General features: G+C 72.6%; 7 protein-coding genes. 6 read left to right on the forward strand and 1 reads right to left on the reverse strand.

What is annotated here, in order from left to right; translation table 11 throughout:
• Position 1: 1 nt before the first annotated feature.
• Positions 2 to 3,604, reverse strand: coding sequence for a SpoIIE family protein phosphatase (locus BMY07_RS00645; protein WP_092774412.1), 3,603 nt, complete (start codon positions 3,602 to 3,604; stop codon positions 2 to 4).
• Positions 3,605 to 3,831: 227 nt separating this feature from the next.
• On the opposite strand from BMY07_RS00645, the gene BMY07_RS00650 reads away from it, so the two are divergent.
• The 6 genes from BMY07_RS00650 (at position 3,832) to BMY07_RS00675 (ending at position 15,783) form a co-directional block, all read left to right on the forward strand.
• Positions 3,832 to 4,248 carry an ATP-binding protein gene (locus BMY07_RS00650; protein ID WP_177215365.1) on the forward strand — a complete coding sequence of 139 codons (417 nt, stop codon included), beginning with the start codon at positions 3,832 to 3,834 and terminating at the stop codon, positions 4,246 to 4,248.
• A gap of 38 nt (positions 4,249 to 4,286) precedes the next feature.
• Positions 4,287 to 5,105, forward strand: a complete 819-nt coding sequence (locus BMY07_RS00655) for an oxidoreductase (RefSeq protein WP_092774906.1) — start codon at positions 4,287 to 4,289, stop codon at positions 5,103 to 5,105.
• 52 nt (positions 5,106 to 5,157) lie between these two features.
• The gene (locus BMY07_RS00660) at positions 5,158 to 6,309 is read left to right on the forward strand and encodes a class I SAM-dependent methyltransferase (protein ID WP_092774414.1); all 1,152 of its coding nucleotides are present in this window, start codon (positions 5,158 to 5,160) and stop codon (positions 6,307 to 6,309) included.
• Between the two features lie 108 nt (positions 6,310 to 6,417).
• Positions 6,418 to 11,184 (forward strand): hypothetical protein, encoded by a 4,767-nt coding sequence (locus BMY07_RS00665; RefSeq protein ID WP_092774415.1) that lies wholly within the window; start codon positions 6,418 to 6,420, stop codon positions 11,182 to 11,184.
• Positions 11,181 to 12,323 carry an ATP-binding protein gene (locus BMY07_RS00670; protein WP_092774416.1) on the forward strand — a complete coding sequence of 381 codons (1,143 nt, stop codon included), beginning with the start codon at positions 11,181 to 11,183 and terminating at the stop codon, positions 12,321 to 12,323. The genes BMY07_RS00665 and BMY07_RS00670 overlap by 4 nt, the downstream gene beginning before the upstream one ends.
• A complete protein-coding gene (locus BMY07_RS00675; RefSeq protein WP_092774417.1) occupies positions 12,307 to 15,783 on the forward strand; it encodes a vWA domain-containing protein in 3,477 nt (1,158 codons plus the stop codon). The genes BMY07_RS00670 and BMY07_RS00675 overlap by 17 nt, the downstream gene beginning before the upstream one ends.
• Positions 15,784 to 15,798: the final 15 nt, after the last annotated feature.

Below are 15,798 nucleotides of genomic sequence, written 5' to 3' on the forward strand. Positions count from 1 at the left end.
GTCAGCGGTCCTTTGGTGACCGGTAGGCCACTACGGCGACGTCGTCGTCGTAGCCGGAAGCCGGGCGGAGGTCGTCGAACACCCGGTCGATGATCGCCGCAAGAGGAGTCCCTGGGGCTGACTGCGTAGACAGGCTGGCGCGGAGCCGGTCCAAGCCGACGTCCCAGGGTTCGTCGCGGCGTTCGACGAGGCCATCGGTGTAGAGCAACACCAAGGACCCCGGAGGCAGGTCTGTCTGTGCGTTCACGCGGTCGGCGTCAGGTAGGACGGCCAACGGGAGCGAGCCCGCCTCGTCCAGCACGCGGGTACTGCCGTCAGGCGCGAGCAACACCGGTGGCGGGTGCCCGGCACGGCTGTAGGTGACTGTGCCCGCGACAGGATCAACGATCCCGCAGAAGACCGTCGTGCAACTCGCGCCCGGTACGTCCTCCGCGTAGCCGTCCAACTGACGCAACGCGTCGGCAGCGCTACCCGACTGGCGAAGCAACGCGCGGCACGCACTCCGTAGCTGACCCATCACCGCGGCCGCCGCGAGCCCATTGCCCACACAGTCGCCCACCACGATCCCGATACGACCCCCAGGCAGCCGCACCACGTCGTACCAGTCACCGCCGACCTCTAGCGGCAACACCGCCGGTTCGTACCGCACGGCGAACCCTGGCGGTAGGTCACTCGGCCCGAGCAGGGCGTGCTGCAGTGTCAGCGCCACCCCTCGGGTCTCGTCGAAGCTGCGGGCCCGCGCGGTCGCCAACGCCAGGTGCTGCGACATCAACGCGAACAGCGAACGGTCCGCCGGGTCCGGAGCCGACCGGGGCCGCACCAGGAGCACCGCGTCCGCCGCGCCCAGCGCCGTCACCAACGCGGGCCCCGCCGCGTCCCTGACCTCGGCGACCGCGCCCGCCCGCCGCCGCGCCGCGTCCGCCATCGCCCGCCGCAGCTCGAACGACCAGCTGTCCCAGGTCACCGACACCGGGTACGACACCACGCGCGGGTCAGGCGTGTCGGAGCGCCACAGCACCACCGCCGCCGACCACGCCGCGAACGCCTCGGCCACCCCGGGCAGCCCGGCGCCCAGCACCCCGTCCACGTCCACAGCCGTCGCGAGCGCGCCGGTGAACCGCGCCAGGGTCGCCTCGCGGTTGGTCGCGGTGACCCGCGCCGTCACGTCGCGGACCGTCCCCACCGACATCCGCGCCGCCCCCGTGCGGTCCGGCAGCGTCGCGACCAGCGACGACACCCACACCCGGTGCCCGTCGCGGTGCCGGATCGGGTACAGGAACTCGCCCCCGCCGTGGCGCAGGAACTGCTCGTGCACCCGCTCCTGCTTGTGCCGGTCGCCGCCCTCGGACAGCCACGGGTAGGGCCACCGGAACGGCACCCCGCTCGCCGGGTAACCGGTGATCGTCCCGAACGCCGTGTTCGCCTCGATCACCGTGCCCGCCGCGTCGGCCAGGAAGAACCCCTCCTGCAACGCCTCGACCAAGGTCTTGCGGAACCGCGCCGCCCGCGTCCGCAGCCTCGCCAGCTCCAGGTTCGACCGGATCCGCGCGACCAGCTCGGCGGGGGAGAACGGCTTGGGCAGGAAGTCGTCCGCGCCCGCGTCCAGCGCCTCCACCGCCGCGTCCTCACCGGCCCGCGCCGACAGGAACACGACAGGTAGCTCTGCCGTGGCAGGGTCCGCGCGGAGGGTGTGGAGCAGTTCGAACCCGCTCATGCCCGGCATCATCACGTCGGTCAAGACCAGGTCCGGGGCGTCTTCCGCCACCCGAGCCAACGCGGTCACCCCATCCGGAGCCTGGACGACCTTCCAGGTAGGACTGAGCAGCGCGGTCACGAACCGGCGCAGGTCAGGGTTGTCATCGACCACCAACACCGTCGGGGCGTCCTTGGGTGCACGTGACACCGGCTCGTTCGCCGGATCCGACCACCGCAGGGCCTCGGTCAGGTGAGCGGTCCCTCCCGCGGGCGGCGTAGTACCTACCTCGGCGGCTGCTTCCCCATACGGGATGCGCACCGTGAACGCGCTCCCCAGCCCCACGGTCGACGTCACGCCGGTAGACCCACCGTGCAGCCTGACCAGTTCGTCCACTAGAGCCAGACCGATCCCAGCCCCCTCGAACGACCGCCCCCGGCCGTCCGCGGCCCGGTGGAACCGGGTGAACAGCTGAGGCAACTCCTCCTCCCGCACCCCCACGCCGGTGTCCCTCACCACAAGCTCGACGCTGTCGCCCCGGTCGAGCAGCTCCACGTCGATGTGCCCGGTCAGGGTGTACTTGACGGCGTTCGACAGCAGGTTGAGCACGACCTTCTCCCACATCCCGCGGTCGACCGCGACCAACCGGGGCAGGGGAGAGCACCGCAGCACCATGGCCAGACCAGCCTTGCTCACCGCGGGCGCGAACGAGGTCGATACCTCCTCCGTCAACGCCGCCAGGTCAGTCCATGTGGGATCCGCCGTCAAGGCACCCGCTTCCAGCCGCGCTAGGTCCAAGAGGTCATCGACCAGCCTGCGCAGCCTCTCCGCGTTGCGCAGCACTACCTCGGCCCGATCGCGCTGAGCAGGTGCCAACGGTGCTACCTCGTCCGCCACGGCGTCCGCTGTCTCTCCGGTGATCAGCGTCAACGGCGTCCGGAACTCGTGGCTGATGTTGGCGAAGAACTCGGTCTTGAGTCGATCCAGCTCGGCCAGGTCCGCGATCTGTCGACGCTGCTCCTGGTAGGCCCGCGCGTCACCCACCGCCGCGGACACCTGGCCACTCACCAGGACCAAGAAGTCCTGATAGTCCTTATCGAACACCCGGTGCGCGGAGAGCCCTAGCGCCAAGACTCCTGGTGAGTCACTCCCACTCCCCGGCTGCAACGGCACAAGCAGCTCGCTGATCCCGCGTGGCATCGACTCCCGTGAGCGCCAGGCCGCCGTGACCGCCCCCGCCCGCCCCGGATCCGGTGGAACCGCCCCGCACTCGGCCGCCACCAGCAGCGACCCGTCCGGCTCGACCAGGTGGAACAGCGCGTAGGGGATTTCCGCGTGGTGCTCGGCCAGCACCCGCGCCGCCGCCGAACACACCGCCGCGACCGAGTTGTCCGCCGAGCGCGGCAGCCCGCCCAGGTCGCGCAGCGCCGCCAGCCTGCGGGCCGCCACCACCCGCGACGTCGTGTCGTTCGTGGTGCTGAACACCCCGACCACCCGACCGCGGCCGTCCCGCACCGGACTGTGCGAGTAGGACCAGAAGGTCTCCACGGCAGCCCCGTGCCTGCTCAGCACGAGCGGCTGGTCGTCGACCCAGGTGGCCTCGCCGGTCTCGAGCACCCGCTCCACCACCGGCCCGATCGTGGGCCAGACCTCGGCGAACACCTCCCGACCCGACCCGCCGAGCGCGTCGGGGTGCCGGTCACCGGCCAGCGGGACGAAGGCGTCGTTGTAGAGCATCGTCAGCCGCTCACCCCACAGCAGCAGCATCGGGTGGCGCGACTCCAGCACGATCCCCGCCGCCGTGCGCAGCGGCTCCAACCAGCACTCACGCGCTCCGAGCGGCGTCGCGGACCAGTCGAACCGCAGCACCAGCCGGGCCATCTCCCCGGTCCCCGGCTCGTCCGCGCGCACGCCGGTGACTTTTCCGCATGAATCGCGCGGGCGCGACCTCTTCCCCGGACGGGCCGCTACCGGCATCATGAACCGGCGGTAACAGTTACATTGCCGGTGGCGACTCATCCGGTGACGTGCACGTTGCTTGGCAGGGAGGTAAGACGGTGTCGACCGCACCGGGCGCCGGGGAGACCGGGTCGCCGACCACCGAGGTCCCCGGTCCAGGGGTCCCTATGGAAGCACCCGTGACCGTCACGGCCGAGTCTTCCGCCGACCACATCACCGTGCGGCTCCCGGCCCGTGCCGAGCACGTCGTCACCGTGCGCAACCACGTCCGCGTCTGGCTGGCCGACTTCGGCGTCGCCATCGAGACCGCGCGCAACATCGTCATGGCGACCGACGAGGCCGTGACCAACGCCATCGACCACCGGTTCCGACCAGAGGGCGACGACGGAGCGGTGACGCTGACGCTGCACGCGAAGGCCAAGACGATCGTCGTCACTGTCGCCGAGGACGGCTCGTGGCAGTTACCGGCCCAGGGCAACAACCCCATCGACGGTGGATTCAACCTACCGCTCCTGCGCGTCTTGGCCGATGAGGTGCAGCTCCGCCACTCCGACGGCAGGAGCACCCTCGTCGCGCACTTCCCGCACCGCGGTTGACCGCACACGCCCGGTCGCGAGCGGGCATAGTGAACGGCATGAGCGCGCTGCGAGGGGTCAAGCGAATCGGGTACGGGGCCATGCAGTTGGCCGGGCCGGGAGTCTTCGGACCGCCCGCCGACCCCGAGGGCGCCGTCGCCGTGCTGCGCCGCGCGGTCGAGCTCGGCGTGGACCACATCGACACCTCCGACTACTACGGCCCGTACGTGGTCAACGACCTCATCGCCCGCGCGCTGCGGCCGTACCCCGCGGACCTGGTGATCGTCACCAAGATCGGAGCCCGTCGCGACGACACGGGCAACTGGCTGCCCGCCCTCGCGCCGGACGAACTGCGCTCCGCCGTCCACGACAACCTCACCCGTCTCGGTGTGGACCGGCTCGACGTGGTCAACCTGCGCGTGATGGACGACTCGCCGCTAGAGGAGTCGTTCGCCGTTCTCGCCGCGCTACGCGAACAGGGGTTGGTAGGGGAGTTGGGGGTCAGCAACGTCACGGCCGCGCAACTCGCGAAAGCCCGCGAGATCGCGCCGGTCGCGTGTGTCCAGAACCTCTACAACGTCACCGAGCGCGCGGACGACCCGGTGATCGAGGAGACCAACCGGCTCGGGATCGCCTACGTGCCGTTCTTCCCGCTCGGTGGGTTCCAGCCGATCCAGGCCGAGGTCCTGCACACCGTGGCGGCCAGGCACGGGGCCACCGACCGGCAGGTCGCGCTCGCCTGGCTGCTCGCCAGGTCCCCCAACATCCTGCTCATCCCCGGCACCAAGACCGTCGCCCACCTCGAGCAGAACCTCGCCGCGGGTGACCTCGCGCTCACCCCCGCCGACCTGGCCGAACTCGACGCGATCGCGGGCTGAGCCACCCCGAGAACCGTGGTGGGCCGTCGGTGGCCGCTGCTAGTCTGGCCGCGTGACGGGGCAGAAAGCCGACTGGGGCGCCTTCGGGCGGCGCTACCGTACGTACTTCCGCAAGCGGGACGAGGTGCCCTTCCGCGTCCAGCCGCCGACCGGGGACGGGCGCACGCTGGGGTCGGGCGAACCGGTGTTCACCCTGGTGGCCAACAACAACGCGGGCATGTCGGCGTTGAACTCCCTCGACCAGGTGCAGGTCGGTCTCGCCTACCTCGACGGCAACATCGATATCGAGGGCGACATCTTGACCGCGCTCGAGGTGCGCAAGTTCTTCGGCGACTTCCACCCGATCTCTTACGCCAACAGGTTCCTGCCCGCCGTGGTGCGCGGTAAGACCGAGCACGACCGCCGGTCCATCACCGCGCACTACGACCGCGACCCGGAGTTCTTCCTGTCCTTCTTGGACGAGCGGCACCGCTGCTACACCCAGGGTTCGTTCAAATCGGACGACGAGCCCATCGAGGACGCCATGACCCGCAAGATGGACCTGGCGATCGAGCAGCTCGGCCTCAACCCCGGCGACACCGTGCTCGAGGTCGGCGGCGGATGGGGCGCGTTCGTCGAACACGCGGGCCGCAAGGGCATCGAGGTCACCACCCTGACCCTGTCCGAGCCCTCGGAGCTCTACCTCAAGGACCTCATCGCCCGCGAGGGCCTGCCCTGCCAGGTGTTGCGGCAGCACGTCTTCGAGTACTCGCCCGGCGTGAAGTACGACGCCGTGGTCAACATGGGTGTCACCGAGCACCTGCCCGACTACGCCAGGTCGCTGGCCAAGTACGAAGAGCTGCTGAAGCCGGGCGGGCGGGTCTACCTGGACGCGTTGGCGATGCGCGCCAAGCACCGCGTGTCCACGTTCATGAGCCGGTACATCTACCCGGGTGTGTCGAGCCCTCTGCTGCTGCACGACTACCTGCGGCACGTGGCGAAGTCGCCGTTCGACCTCGTGTCAGTGGACGACGAGCGCCACAACTACTACCTCACCTGCAAGATCTGGGCCGAAAAGCTCGACGCCAACCGGGAGCACGTCATCCGCACCTGGGGCGAGCCGCTGTACCGGCACTTCCGGCTGTTCCTCTGGGGCTCCGCCTCGGGTTTCCACACCGGACTCGTCCAGGCCTACCGCTGGGCACTGGAGCTTCCCGCCCGCTGACCTGGGCCTGTGCACAACTCGACGCGACTGTCGGTGCCCGCCGCTACCCTCTGCGTGAGTGGTCGGAATGGTTCCCTCCACTTCGGACGATGAGGTGGGGGCAGGCGGATGGGCACCGAAGCCGCACTGGTGGCCGCGGGCGCGGTACTGCCGGGCGTGAGCGCGGGCGGCGACCGGGACACCCTGGTGGCCAGGCACTACGAACACCCGGCCCTCGAGGACCGGGTCGTGGTGCGGCTGGTGCCGGAGGTGCTGGGGGTCGCCGAGGATCTGACAGCGCAGTACCTGGGGTTCGCGGCGCCGGTGAGCACCGTCCCGGTCGGTGTGGCGCGGCGCTCGGCGCTGGGGTTCCCGGCGTGGGCGCTGATCCACGACCCCGGCAACGCGCGGCACGCGCTGGCGCTGGTCAAGGACATCGAGCGGCTGGACCGGGTGGCGAAGTCCAAGGCGGGCTCCGCCAAGGACGGTTTCGCCGACCTGGCGACGATGCTGGGCCGCTCGGCGCCGCACTTCCTGCCGACCTTCTACGAAGAGGCCGCGCGGATCTTCCTCAGGCACGGCAACGCGACCTACGCGGCGACGATGTTCGGCAAGGCGCGCGAGGCCGAGCAGGTCCACGACCTCGCCATCGACGGCGAACGCGTCCGGTCGGTGTTCCTGGAGTTCGCCTTCGCCGGGGTGCTGCCCGCGAAGGCGTTGACCGCGCACGCGAAGGACCTGGCCCGCCGGTTCCCGCCCGCCGAGGCGTACGGGCGGTTCCGCACCCTGTGCGTGGAGCGGGTCCGCGGCGGACTGCCGCCGCACGCGGGCATGCCCGAGGACCTGCGCAGGCTCGCCAAGGCCGCGAAGCTGGACCTGCGCACCGAGGACAAGTGGGTGCTGCGCGAGATCCTCGGCACCGCGTCGATCTCGCGGGCCGCCACCGGGTTCTGGAAGTCCTACCGCGACTCGCTCGTCGCGCTGGCCGCCGAGGAACCCGGGATCCGGGCCCGGCTGCTGGCGTTCGTGCCCCGCCAGCGCGGCACCACCGACACCTGGCTGGACATCCTCACCGCGGGCGGCGCGACCGGGGCGCTCACCGGCCCGCCCGACCCGACCGTGTCCACCACCCCCGCCGGGTGGCTGGGGGAGATCGTCGCCGCGCGGTGGAGCGACTGGCAGGCGCCCGCCCGCAGCCAGGCGCTGCTCACCCTGGTCGCGGCCATGGTCGGCAGGCTGGTCGCCGACGCGGAGCCGGTCGCGGTGGTCGCCCGCCGCGACGACGTCGAACTCGACCTGCTCGACCTGTTGCTGGCCAACGGGGTCCCGCTGCGGCTCGGCACCGAACCGCTCGACATGGGCCTGCGCCAGTGGATCGCCGACGACGGCCCCGGCCGCCGCGACCTCGCCGCGGTGGCGGGCGGGGAACTCGGGTCCCGGCTGGGGTCGCAGGTGGTCAACTACCTCCGGCAGTCCAACCGGGGCAAGGTCGCCGACATCGAGCAGGTGCGCGCGGTCATGGCCGTGCCCGGTCTGCGCGCCGCCCTGCGCGACCTGCTCACCACCCGCGCCGCCGCGCCGAGGAAGACGGTGCAGGGCCTCGCGGACGCGGTGCAGGAGTTCGCGGTGCTCGGCACCCCGTACGCGTTCACCGATGTCCCCGAGGCCGCCGACACCCTCGCCGCGACCGATGTCGTGGCGGCGTTGCAGCGCACACTCAGGGCCGGTCTCCTCGACGAACTCGGCTGGCCAGCGCTCGACGAGGCGGCCGAGGCGTACCTGACCCGGACCAAGCACCACGTCGAGGTCGTCGGCGAGGGGTGGCCCGCGCTGGTGCTGGGCAAGCAGGACCACTTCGTGGCGGTCGGCCCGGACGGTGTGCTCGCCGAGCACACCGCGCGGATCCCGGCCGACGCCCGGAGCCAGTGGTCCTACTCGGCCACCGCGCACTGGTTCGACGGCGGGCTGCTGGTCAACTGGCGCGGTCCGGACGGGATCCTCGCCTACTGGGCGGACAACCCGGCCAAGCAGTTCGAGCCCGGCGAGTTGAACGTCTGGAACCGCGTTGGCGCCAACGCGTCCATCGCGCTGCCCGGCGGCGGCAGGTTCACCGGCAAGCGAGCGGTGCACCCGGGTGACACCAGGCTTCCTGAGCCTAGAGCGGCTTTCGGCGACGGTTCCACCGTCTGGTCCGCGCGCTACGGCACCACCTGGGAATGGTTCCAGGTCGATCCCGCCACCGGCGCGACCGGTCGGGTGGGGCGTCCGGCGTTCCTCGACGACTTCGCCGCCGAGGGCGCCCGCCTGGAACTGCTCAAGTGCGACCTCAGGCCCACCGCGCCCGGCACGGAGTCGAGTCCGCTGGGGGCCGCGGGCGGCCTGCACGGGTGGCGGCTGCGGCAAGAGGCCGATGGGACGTGGACCGGCGAGGGCATCGACGGCCGCCGGATCAATTCCCCGCACCAGGTGAGCGCCCTGCTCGACCTGCCGGGCAGCCGCGTCGCCGTGGTGCGCGAGTACGGCGCCCAGCGCCTGCTCGACGCCGAGGGCGAGGTCCTGGCCAGGGTGTCCGATGGCGCGCACCACCCCGACTACGCGGAGGGGACACCGCTGGTGGTGCCGCTGCACTGGTGGCACGTGCTGCGCCCGCGGGACGAGGCCGGGTCGGCGGCCCTGCGCGCGGTGAGCCGGGGCGCCGTCGAGAAGATGCTCAAGGCCGCGGTCGCCGAGCGGGACGGCGACGGTGAGTCCGCTGTGCGCGCGGTGTTCTCGGCGCTGCGGGCGGGCAAGCAGGACAGGGTCGCCAAGGCGGTGCTCGCGGGTCTGCCCGGCCTCAGCCACCCCGCGCTGGTGGCGGGGGTGGTCGGTGTCGTGCGCATGGCCGCCGAGCACCTCGTGCGGCTGCGCGCCTTCGGCGACATCGCCAAGGCGGCGCGCGAGCAGGGCGACTGGCTCGTCGGCACCGGGCCGGTGGTGACCGAGGACGAGGTCAACGCCGCGCTCAACCACTTCGGCCGCTACGAGAGCGGTCGGCCGACCGGCGCCGCCACCACGATGCCCGCCGCACTCGACGCCCTGCGCGCCGCCGCCGGTCGGTCCACACCGGACGCCGGACCGCTGCCGGGGCCGCTGGCCTCGGACTGGGTCGACGCCCTGCCGCACCTCGGTCTGCTGGTGCAGCGCGCCGCGTCCCCGGTCACCCCGGAGACCGAGCGGGCCACGCTGGCGCACGTGCTGCGGTGGACCGCGGACAGCGGTGTCCTCGACCAGCCGGGCCGGTGGCGGCGGGCGATGGTGCGGCTGCCGGAGAAGGTCTCCATCGACCGCCACCACGTGATCCCGGTGCGCGACGGGTTCATCGTCGTGGTCGACGGCGGGTGGTACGGCCGCGAGGCGACCGCCCTGCAGTACACCAGGAAGCCGGGGCAGTTCGACCTGCCACGCGACTGGTCCCTCGCGCACGGCGAGGAGGTGCCGACCGCCCTCGGTCGCGAGTGGATCGAGGAGTTCCTGCGCCTGCTGGACCGCGACGGTGCCGTGCCGTGGCGCCCGGAAGCGGTGACGGCGTTGGTCGAGGAGACCGGGATGGGCAGCGCGGAAGCCGCCTACCTGCTCGCCGGACTGCCCGGCGTCGACATGTGGGCCTCGACGTTCATCAGCACCGAGAACCGCGCCCTGCTGGGGTTGTCGCTGCCGGGTGCGAAGGCCGCCAAGCAGCGCATGAAGAACATCGACCCCCACCTGCGCAGGCGTTTGCTGGCCGCGACCACCCCGACGCTGCCCGGCGCGCTGTGGGACACGGGCCCGGACGTCGCCGCGGTGGCCCGGGTGTGGGTCGAGGCGGTCGGCCGGTCCCGACCGGTGCCCGACGACGTGCTCGTGGAGGCGGCCAGGCTTCCGCTGCGCGGCCCCGCCGACCGGGTCGTCGCCGTGCTCAACCCGGGCACCTCGGTGCTGGTCAGGGACGCGGAGATGCGGCTCGACGGCGACAAGCTGGTCTCCCGCAACGCGGACGGGTTCCACGGCGCCGACCTGTACGACGTGCCGCAGGTCCTGCTGTGGCTCGCGCAGCGGCTGCCCGCGTCGTCGCCGCACCGCGCGACCGTGGCCGAGTCACTGGCCCTGGTGCGGCAGCGGGTGGCGCACCCCGACTTCGCGGTGTCGCTCGGCAACATGGTCGACGAGTCCGCCGTGCGCGCGCTGCTGGGGGTGGAGTTGCCCGAGCCCGCGGACACCGTCAAGGTGCGTGACTGGCTCACCCTCACCAGTGCCGCCCGGTGGTCCTACCTGATGCTGTGGCCAGGACGGCTCGGTCAGCATGACCGGGACCTCTTAGTCGCTGTCGCCGAGATGACCGAGTCGCAGCACGTTGTGGCTGCCTTGGACCTGATCGCCGCTGACGGAGTCGTCGCCGCGTGCGCGGTGCCCTCCGCGGGCGACGCGGGCTCCTACTACCAGGATCCGACTTTCTCCGTACCGCACCTGGTGAAGGAGGCCGTCGAGCAGCACGGCTTGGATGAGGACGCCGCATCGCTCTACCTGCAACTGTTGGCGCTACCGGACCCGACGGATGCCAACGTGGCTCGCTGGACCGGCTGGACACCGGCGCGGTCGCGCAAGGCCCGCGCGGCGCTCGCCGAGACCGACCTGGTCGTGACCGCGAAACGCACCAGGGCGGGCCGGTCCCTGTTCCTCCCCGGCGGCTGGCTCGCGCTCGCCGCACCCCACCTACCTCTGGAGACGTGGAAAACCGCGATGTTCGGCTTCACCGACACCCCGCGCGGCGTGATCGCCGCCCGGGAACCCCTCGCCGACCTGTTCGCCCGGGCGTGGTCCCGGGCCACCACCGGCGACGCGCCCGGCTACGAGGAACTCCGCACCGGGCGGCGGCGATGACCGAGCCGAAGACCCGGCAGGTCGAACCAGCCGAGGACGCGTACCGCGAGGAGTTGGCGTTCCTCGCCGCCTACGACACTGGCCGCAAACCGCCGGGGTGGCTGCTGACGCCCCGCGCTGCCGTCACCTTCGTGATGGGCAGCGAGGCGTTGATCCTGCCCAAGGCCGTCGCCGGTCTGCCGTCCAGGTTGGCGATCAGCCCGAAGTTCGTCGGCGAGCGGGCGCTGGTGGAACGCGCCGTCATCACCCTGGCCGGGGAGCGCGGGCTGCTGCTCGTCGGCGAACCGGGTACCGCCAAGTCCATGCTGTCCGAGCTGCTGGCCGCGGCCGTGTCGGGCACCAGCCAGCTGGTGGTCCAGGGAACGGCGGGGACCACCGAGGACCAGCTGCGCTACGGCTGGAACTACGCCCTGCTGCTCGCCGAGGGGCCGAGCGCTCGGGCGTTGGTGCCGTCGCCGGTGCTCACCGCCATGCGCACCGGCGGCGTCGTGCGCATCGAGGAAGTCACCCGGTGTCTGCCCGAGGTGCAGGACGCGCTGGTGTCGATCCTGTCCGACCGGCGCATCGCCGTGCCCGAGCTGTCCGGCACCGATGACGCCACCGTGCACGCCGCGCCCGGCTTCACCGTGATCGCGACCGCCAACCTGCGCGACCGCGGTGTGTCCGAGATGTCGGCGGCGCTCAAGCGCCGGTTCAACTTCGAGGCGGTCGGCCCGATCGGTGACCTCGCCGCCGAGACGGCGCTGGTCCGCAGGCAGGCCACGGCCGCGCTCGACCGGGTCGAGGCGCCGTTCGCCATCGACGACGTGGTGCTCGAGGCCCTGGTCACCGCGTTCCGCGACCTGCGCAACGGGACGTCGGTGGAGGGCTGGGCGGTCGAGCGGCCCACCACGGTCATGAGCACCGCGGAGGCCGTGTCCGTCGCGACCTCCCTCGGCCTGGCGAACGCGTACTTCACCAGCGACCGCGACCCGTTGTCGCTGCTGCCCGGCCACCTGCTCGGCGTCGTCCGCAAGGACGACCCGACCGACGCGGCCCGGCTGCTCGCCTACTGGGACGGCGCGGTCCGCCGCCGCGCCGAGTCCGGCACCCACACCTGGCGCCGCCTCTGGGACCTGCGCGATGTCCTCGACCAGTAGCGGGTCGGACCAGGACACCGGACGGTCCCCGAGGAACACCGGCGAGCCGGACGGGGACACGGGTCAGCGGGGCACGGACACGGGCCAGCCGGGTGCTGACGCCGCGCTGGACGCGCTCGCCGCGCACCGCCTGCCGTACCTGATCGGCGTGCGGCACCACTCCCCGGCGGTCGCCGCGGTGGTGCCCGCGCTGCTGGAGGCCGCCGCACCCGAGGTCGTCCTGGTCGAGCTGCCCGAGGAGATGGGGGAGTGGTTGCCCCACCTGGCCGAACCGGGGTTGAGCGCGCCGGTGGCGCTGTCCGGCGCCGGACGTGACGGCGGCGGGCTGGCGTTCTACCCGTTCGCCGACTTCTCCCCGGAGCTGGCCGCGATCCGCTGGGCGGTAAGAGCGGGAGTCGAGGTCAAGACCTGCGACCTTCCGCTGTCCCGTCAAGGTGACCGCTACCAGGAGCGGGCAGCCTCGGCGACGCCTCTAGCCGATGCCCTGCGGCACAAGGTAACCGGCCGCGACGGGGACGACCTGTGGGACCGGCTCGTGGAGGCTGCCGCGCCAGGGCAGACCCCGGAAGCGATCCGGCGCACCGCGCTCTACGTCGGGTGGGCGCTGCGCACCGATGGCACCGTCGACCCGTTCGACCTGCGCCGCGAGGCGTGGATGCGGCAGGTCATCGCCGACACCGGTGATCGGCCGTGCGCGGCGGTGATCGGGTCGTACCACGCGGCCGCCCTGCTCGGTGGCGAGCCGATCGAGCAAGAACCGGCCAGCGGGCGTGAGGTGATCACGTCGCTGGTGCCGTACACCTTCGCGATGCTCGACGAGCGGTCCGGCTACCCGGCGGGCATCCGCGATCCCGAGTGGCAGCAGGCAGTCCTGGCGGCCGCGGGTGATCCCGATGGTGTCGAGGCCGCTGCCGCCGAGGTGATCGTGCGGGTCTGCGTCCGGGTCCGCGAACTCGGCCACCCCGCGGGACCCGGCGAGGCCCGCGAGGCGTTGCGGCTGGCCGTCGACCTCGCCCGGTTGCGCGGCCTGCCCGCGCCGGGGCGCAGCGAGGTCGTCGAGGCGATCCAGACCGTGCTGACCCACGCCGAACCGCTGGGGCGTGGGCGGGTCGTGGCCAGGGCCGCCGGTGACGTCCTGGTCGGCAAGCGCACCGGCGGGCTCGCGCCCGGCACACCCAGGTCGGGACTGGCGCCCTCGGTCGAGGCGCTGCTCGCCGAGCTGCGGTTGCCGAACCCGGACAACCGCGACCAGGTCGACCTGCGGCTTGATCCGGCACGCTCTGACCGTGACGCTCGCCGTGAGGTCACACTGAACCGGTTGACACTGCTCGGTGTCCCTTACGCCGAGAGCACGGGTACGGTCGGTGTCGGTGGCGCAGACGCGATCACCACCCGGTGGACAGCCACCTGGACGCCCGCGACCGCGGCCACCCTCCCTGTCGCGGGACTGTGGGGTCCGACGCTCCCGTTGGCGGCCGCTGGTCGGTTGCGGGCACGGAGAGCCGAGCGTGACGGGCATACCGCGCGCGACGTGGTCACCGATCTCGCTGACGCGGCGCGGTGCGGACTTGACCACCTGCTCGGCGACATCCTCACCGATGCCGCGATCGTGCTGCCCACCTCGGCGACGCTGAGCGAGTTGCTGGCCGCCCTCGACCTGCTGGACCGGCTCCGCGCGGGTCACCTCCCCGGCGGCGACAGGCTCGACGCCGACCTGCCCCGCACCCTGGAGACGGCCGCCGTCGCCCAGCTCGACGGACTCGCCGGGTCCGACTCCGCCGCCGACGCCCGGTCGCTGGTCGAGCTCGGCCAACGCCACGACGCGCACGGCACCGGCCTGCGCCTCGCCTCGGCCCTGCGCCGCCTCACCGACGACGGCGCCCCGCTGATCGCGGGCGCCGCGGCGGCCACCCGGGTCCTGCTCGGCCTCCTGCCACCCGGCGACCTGGGCGACCGCGCCGCCTCTCTGGTCGACAATGCCACCACGACCTCGGGCCGGGACACGCTGCGCGGGTTCCTCACCGGGGCCCTGGCCGCCGCCGAGCCGCTGCTGGAGGCCCCGGAGGCGTTGACCCCGCTGCTCGACCGGGTCGGCGCGCTGACCGACCGCCAGTTCCTCGACCGCCTGCCGACCCTGCGTGCCGCGTTCGCGACCATCGGCCCCACGCCCCGCAGGCGGATCACCGACGTCGTCGAGCAGCACACCGGCGTCCGGATCGACACCGCGCTCGACCCCGAGCTGATGGCCCGCTGGGTCGAGGCCGAGCACGCCGCGCTTGCGGTCCTCGCCGCGCACGGGCTCCACCACGGCCACTTCACCGCTCCGCCGTCCAAGGATGGCCAGGAACCCGTTGTGCACCAAGGGATCCCGCCGGTGACCAGATGGCGGTTGGTGCTGGGCTCGCGCGACGACCAGGCCGACGGCTCGGCTCGGCGCTACGCGGCCGCGTTGGACGAACTGTACGGAATGGACAGAGGGGAGGGCGCGGACCGGCACGGCATCGGCGGTGGTGGCGGCACCCCGTTCCCGAACACCCGGGAGTGGGCGGCGGAACTGGGCGAGCTGTTCGGCACCCGGGTCCGGGAAGAGGTGCTCGCCGCGGCCGTCGAGGGCGGCCGGGTGGACGCGGCGCTGCAGATCGACCCGGACTCGGTCCGGCCCTCGGTCGACCTGCTGCGCACGGTGCTCGCGCTGTCCGGCGGTCTCCCGGAGGCCACGGTGGCCCGGCTGCGGCCGCTGGTGGCGCGGCTGGTGCGGGAGCTGACCGCACAGCTCGCGGTCCGGTTGCGCCCGGCGCTGACCGGGATCTCGCTGCCGGTGCCGAGCAGGCGCCCGGGCGGTGGGCTCGACCTGCGCCGGACCGTGCGCGCGAACCTCGCCACCGCCCGGCGCGGCCACGACGGCCGGGTGATCGTGCTGCCCGACCGGCCCGTCTTCCGCGGCAAGGCCCGGCGCACCAGTGACTGGCGCCTGGTCCTGGTCGTCGACGTGTCCGGCTCCATGGAGGCTTCGACGGTGTGGTCGGCGCTCACCGCCGCCGTCTTCGCGGGCGTCCCGGCGCTGAGCACGCACTTCCTCGCGTTCTCCACCGAGGTCATCGACCTCACCGACCACGTCGACGACCCGCTGGCCCTGCTCCTGGAGGTCAGCGTGGGCGGCGGCACCGACATCGCGGGCGCCCTCCGCCACGCCCGCGGCCTGGTCACCGTCCCCGACCGCACCCTGGTCATCCTGATCAGCGACTTCGAGGAGGGCGGTCCCCTCGGCCCGCTGCTGGCGCAGGTCAAGGAACTCACCGCCACCGGTGTGTCCCTGCTCGGCTGCGCCAGCCTCGACGACACCGGCACCGCCCGGTACTCCACGGCCATCGCCGCGGGTCTGGTCGCCGCGGGCATGCCCATCGCCGCGCTGAGCCCGCTGGAACTGGCCAACTGGGTGGGGGAGAAGGTCCGCGGATGATGACGCTCACGGTGG

Origin of the sequence: Actinokineospora terrae, assembly GCF_900111175.1 — a bacterium.
GTDB classification, from domain to species: domain Bacteria; phylum Actinomycetota; class Actinomycetes; order Mycobacteriales; family Pseudonocardiaceae; genus Actinokineospora; species Actinokineospora terrae.

Coding starts and splice junctions, on each gene's coding strand:
- BMY07_RS00665 (WP_092774415.1), top strand. CDS start 6,418: ATGGGCACCGAAGCCGCACTGGTGGCCGCGGGCGCGGTACTGCCGGGC.
- BMY07_RS00670 (WP_092774416.1), top strand. CDS start 11,181: ATGACCGAGCCGAAGACCCGGCAGGTCGAACCAGCCGAGGACGCGTAC.
- BMY07_RS00675 (WP_092774417.1), top strand. CDS start 12,307: ATGTCCTCGACCAGTAGCGGGTCGGACCAGGACACCGGACGGTCCCCG.
- BMY07_RS00655 (WP_092774906.1), top strand. CDS start 4,287: ATGAGCGCGCTGCGAGGGGTCAAGCGAATCGGGTACGGGGCCATGCAG.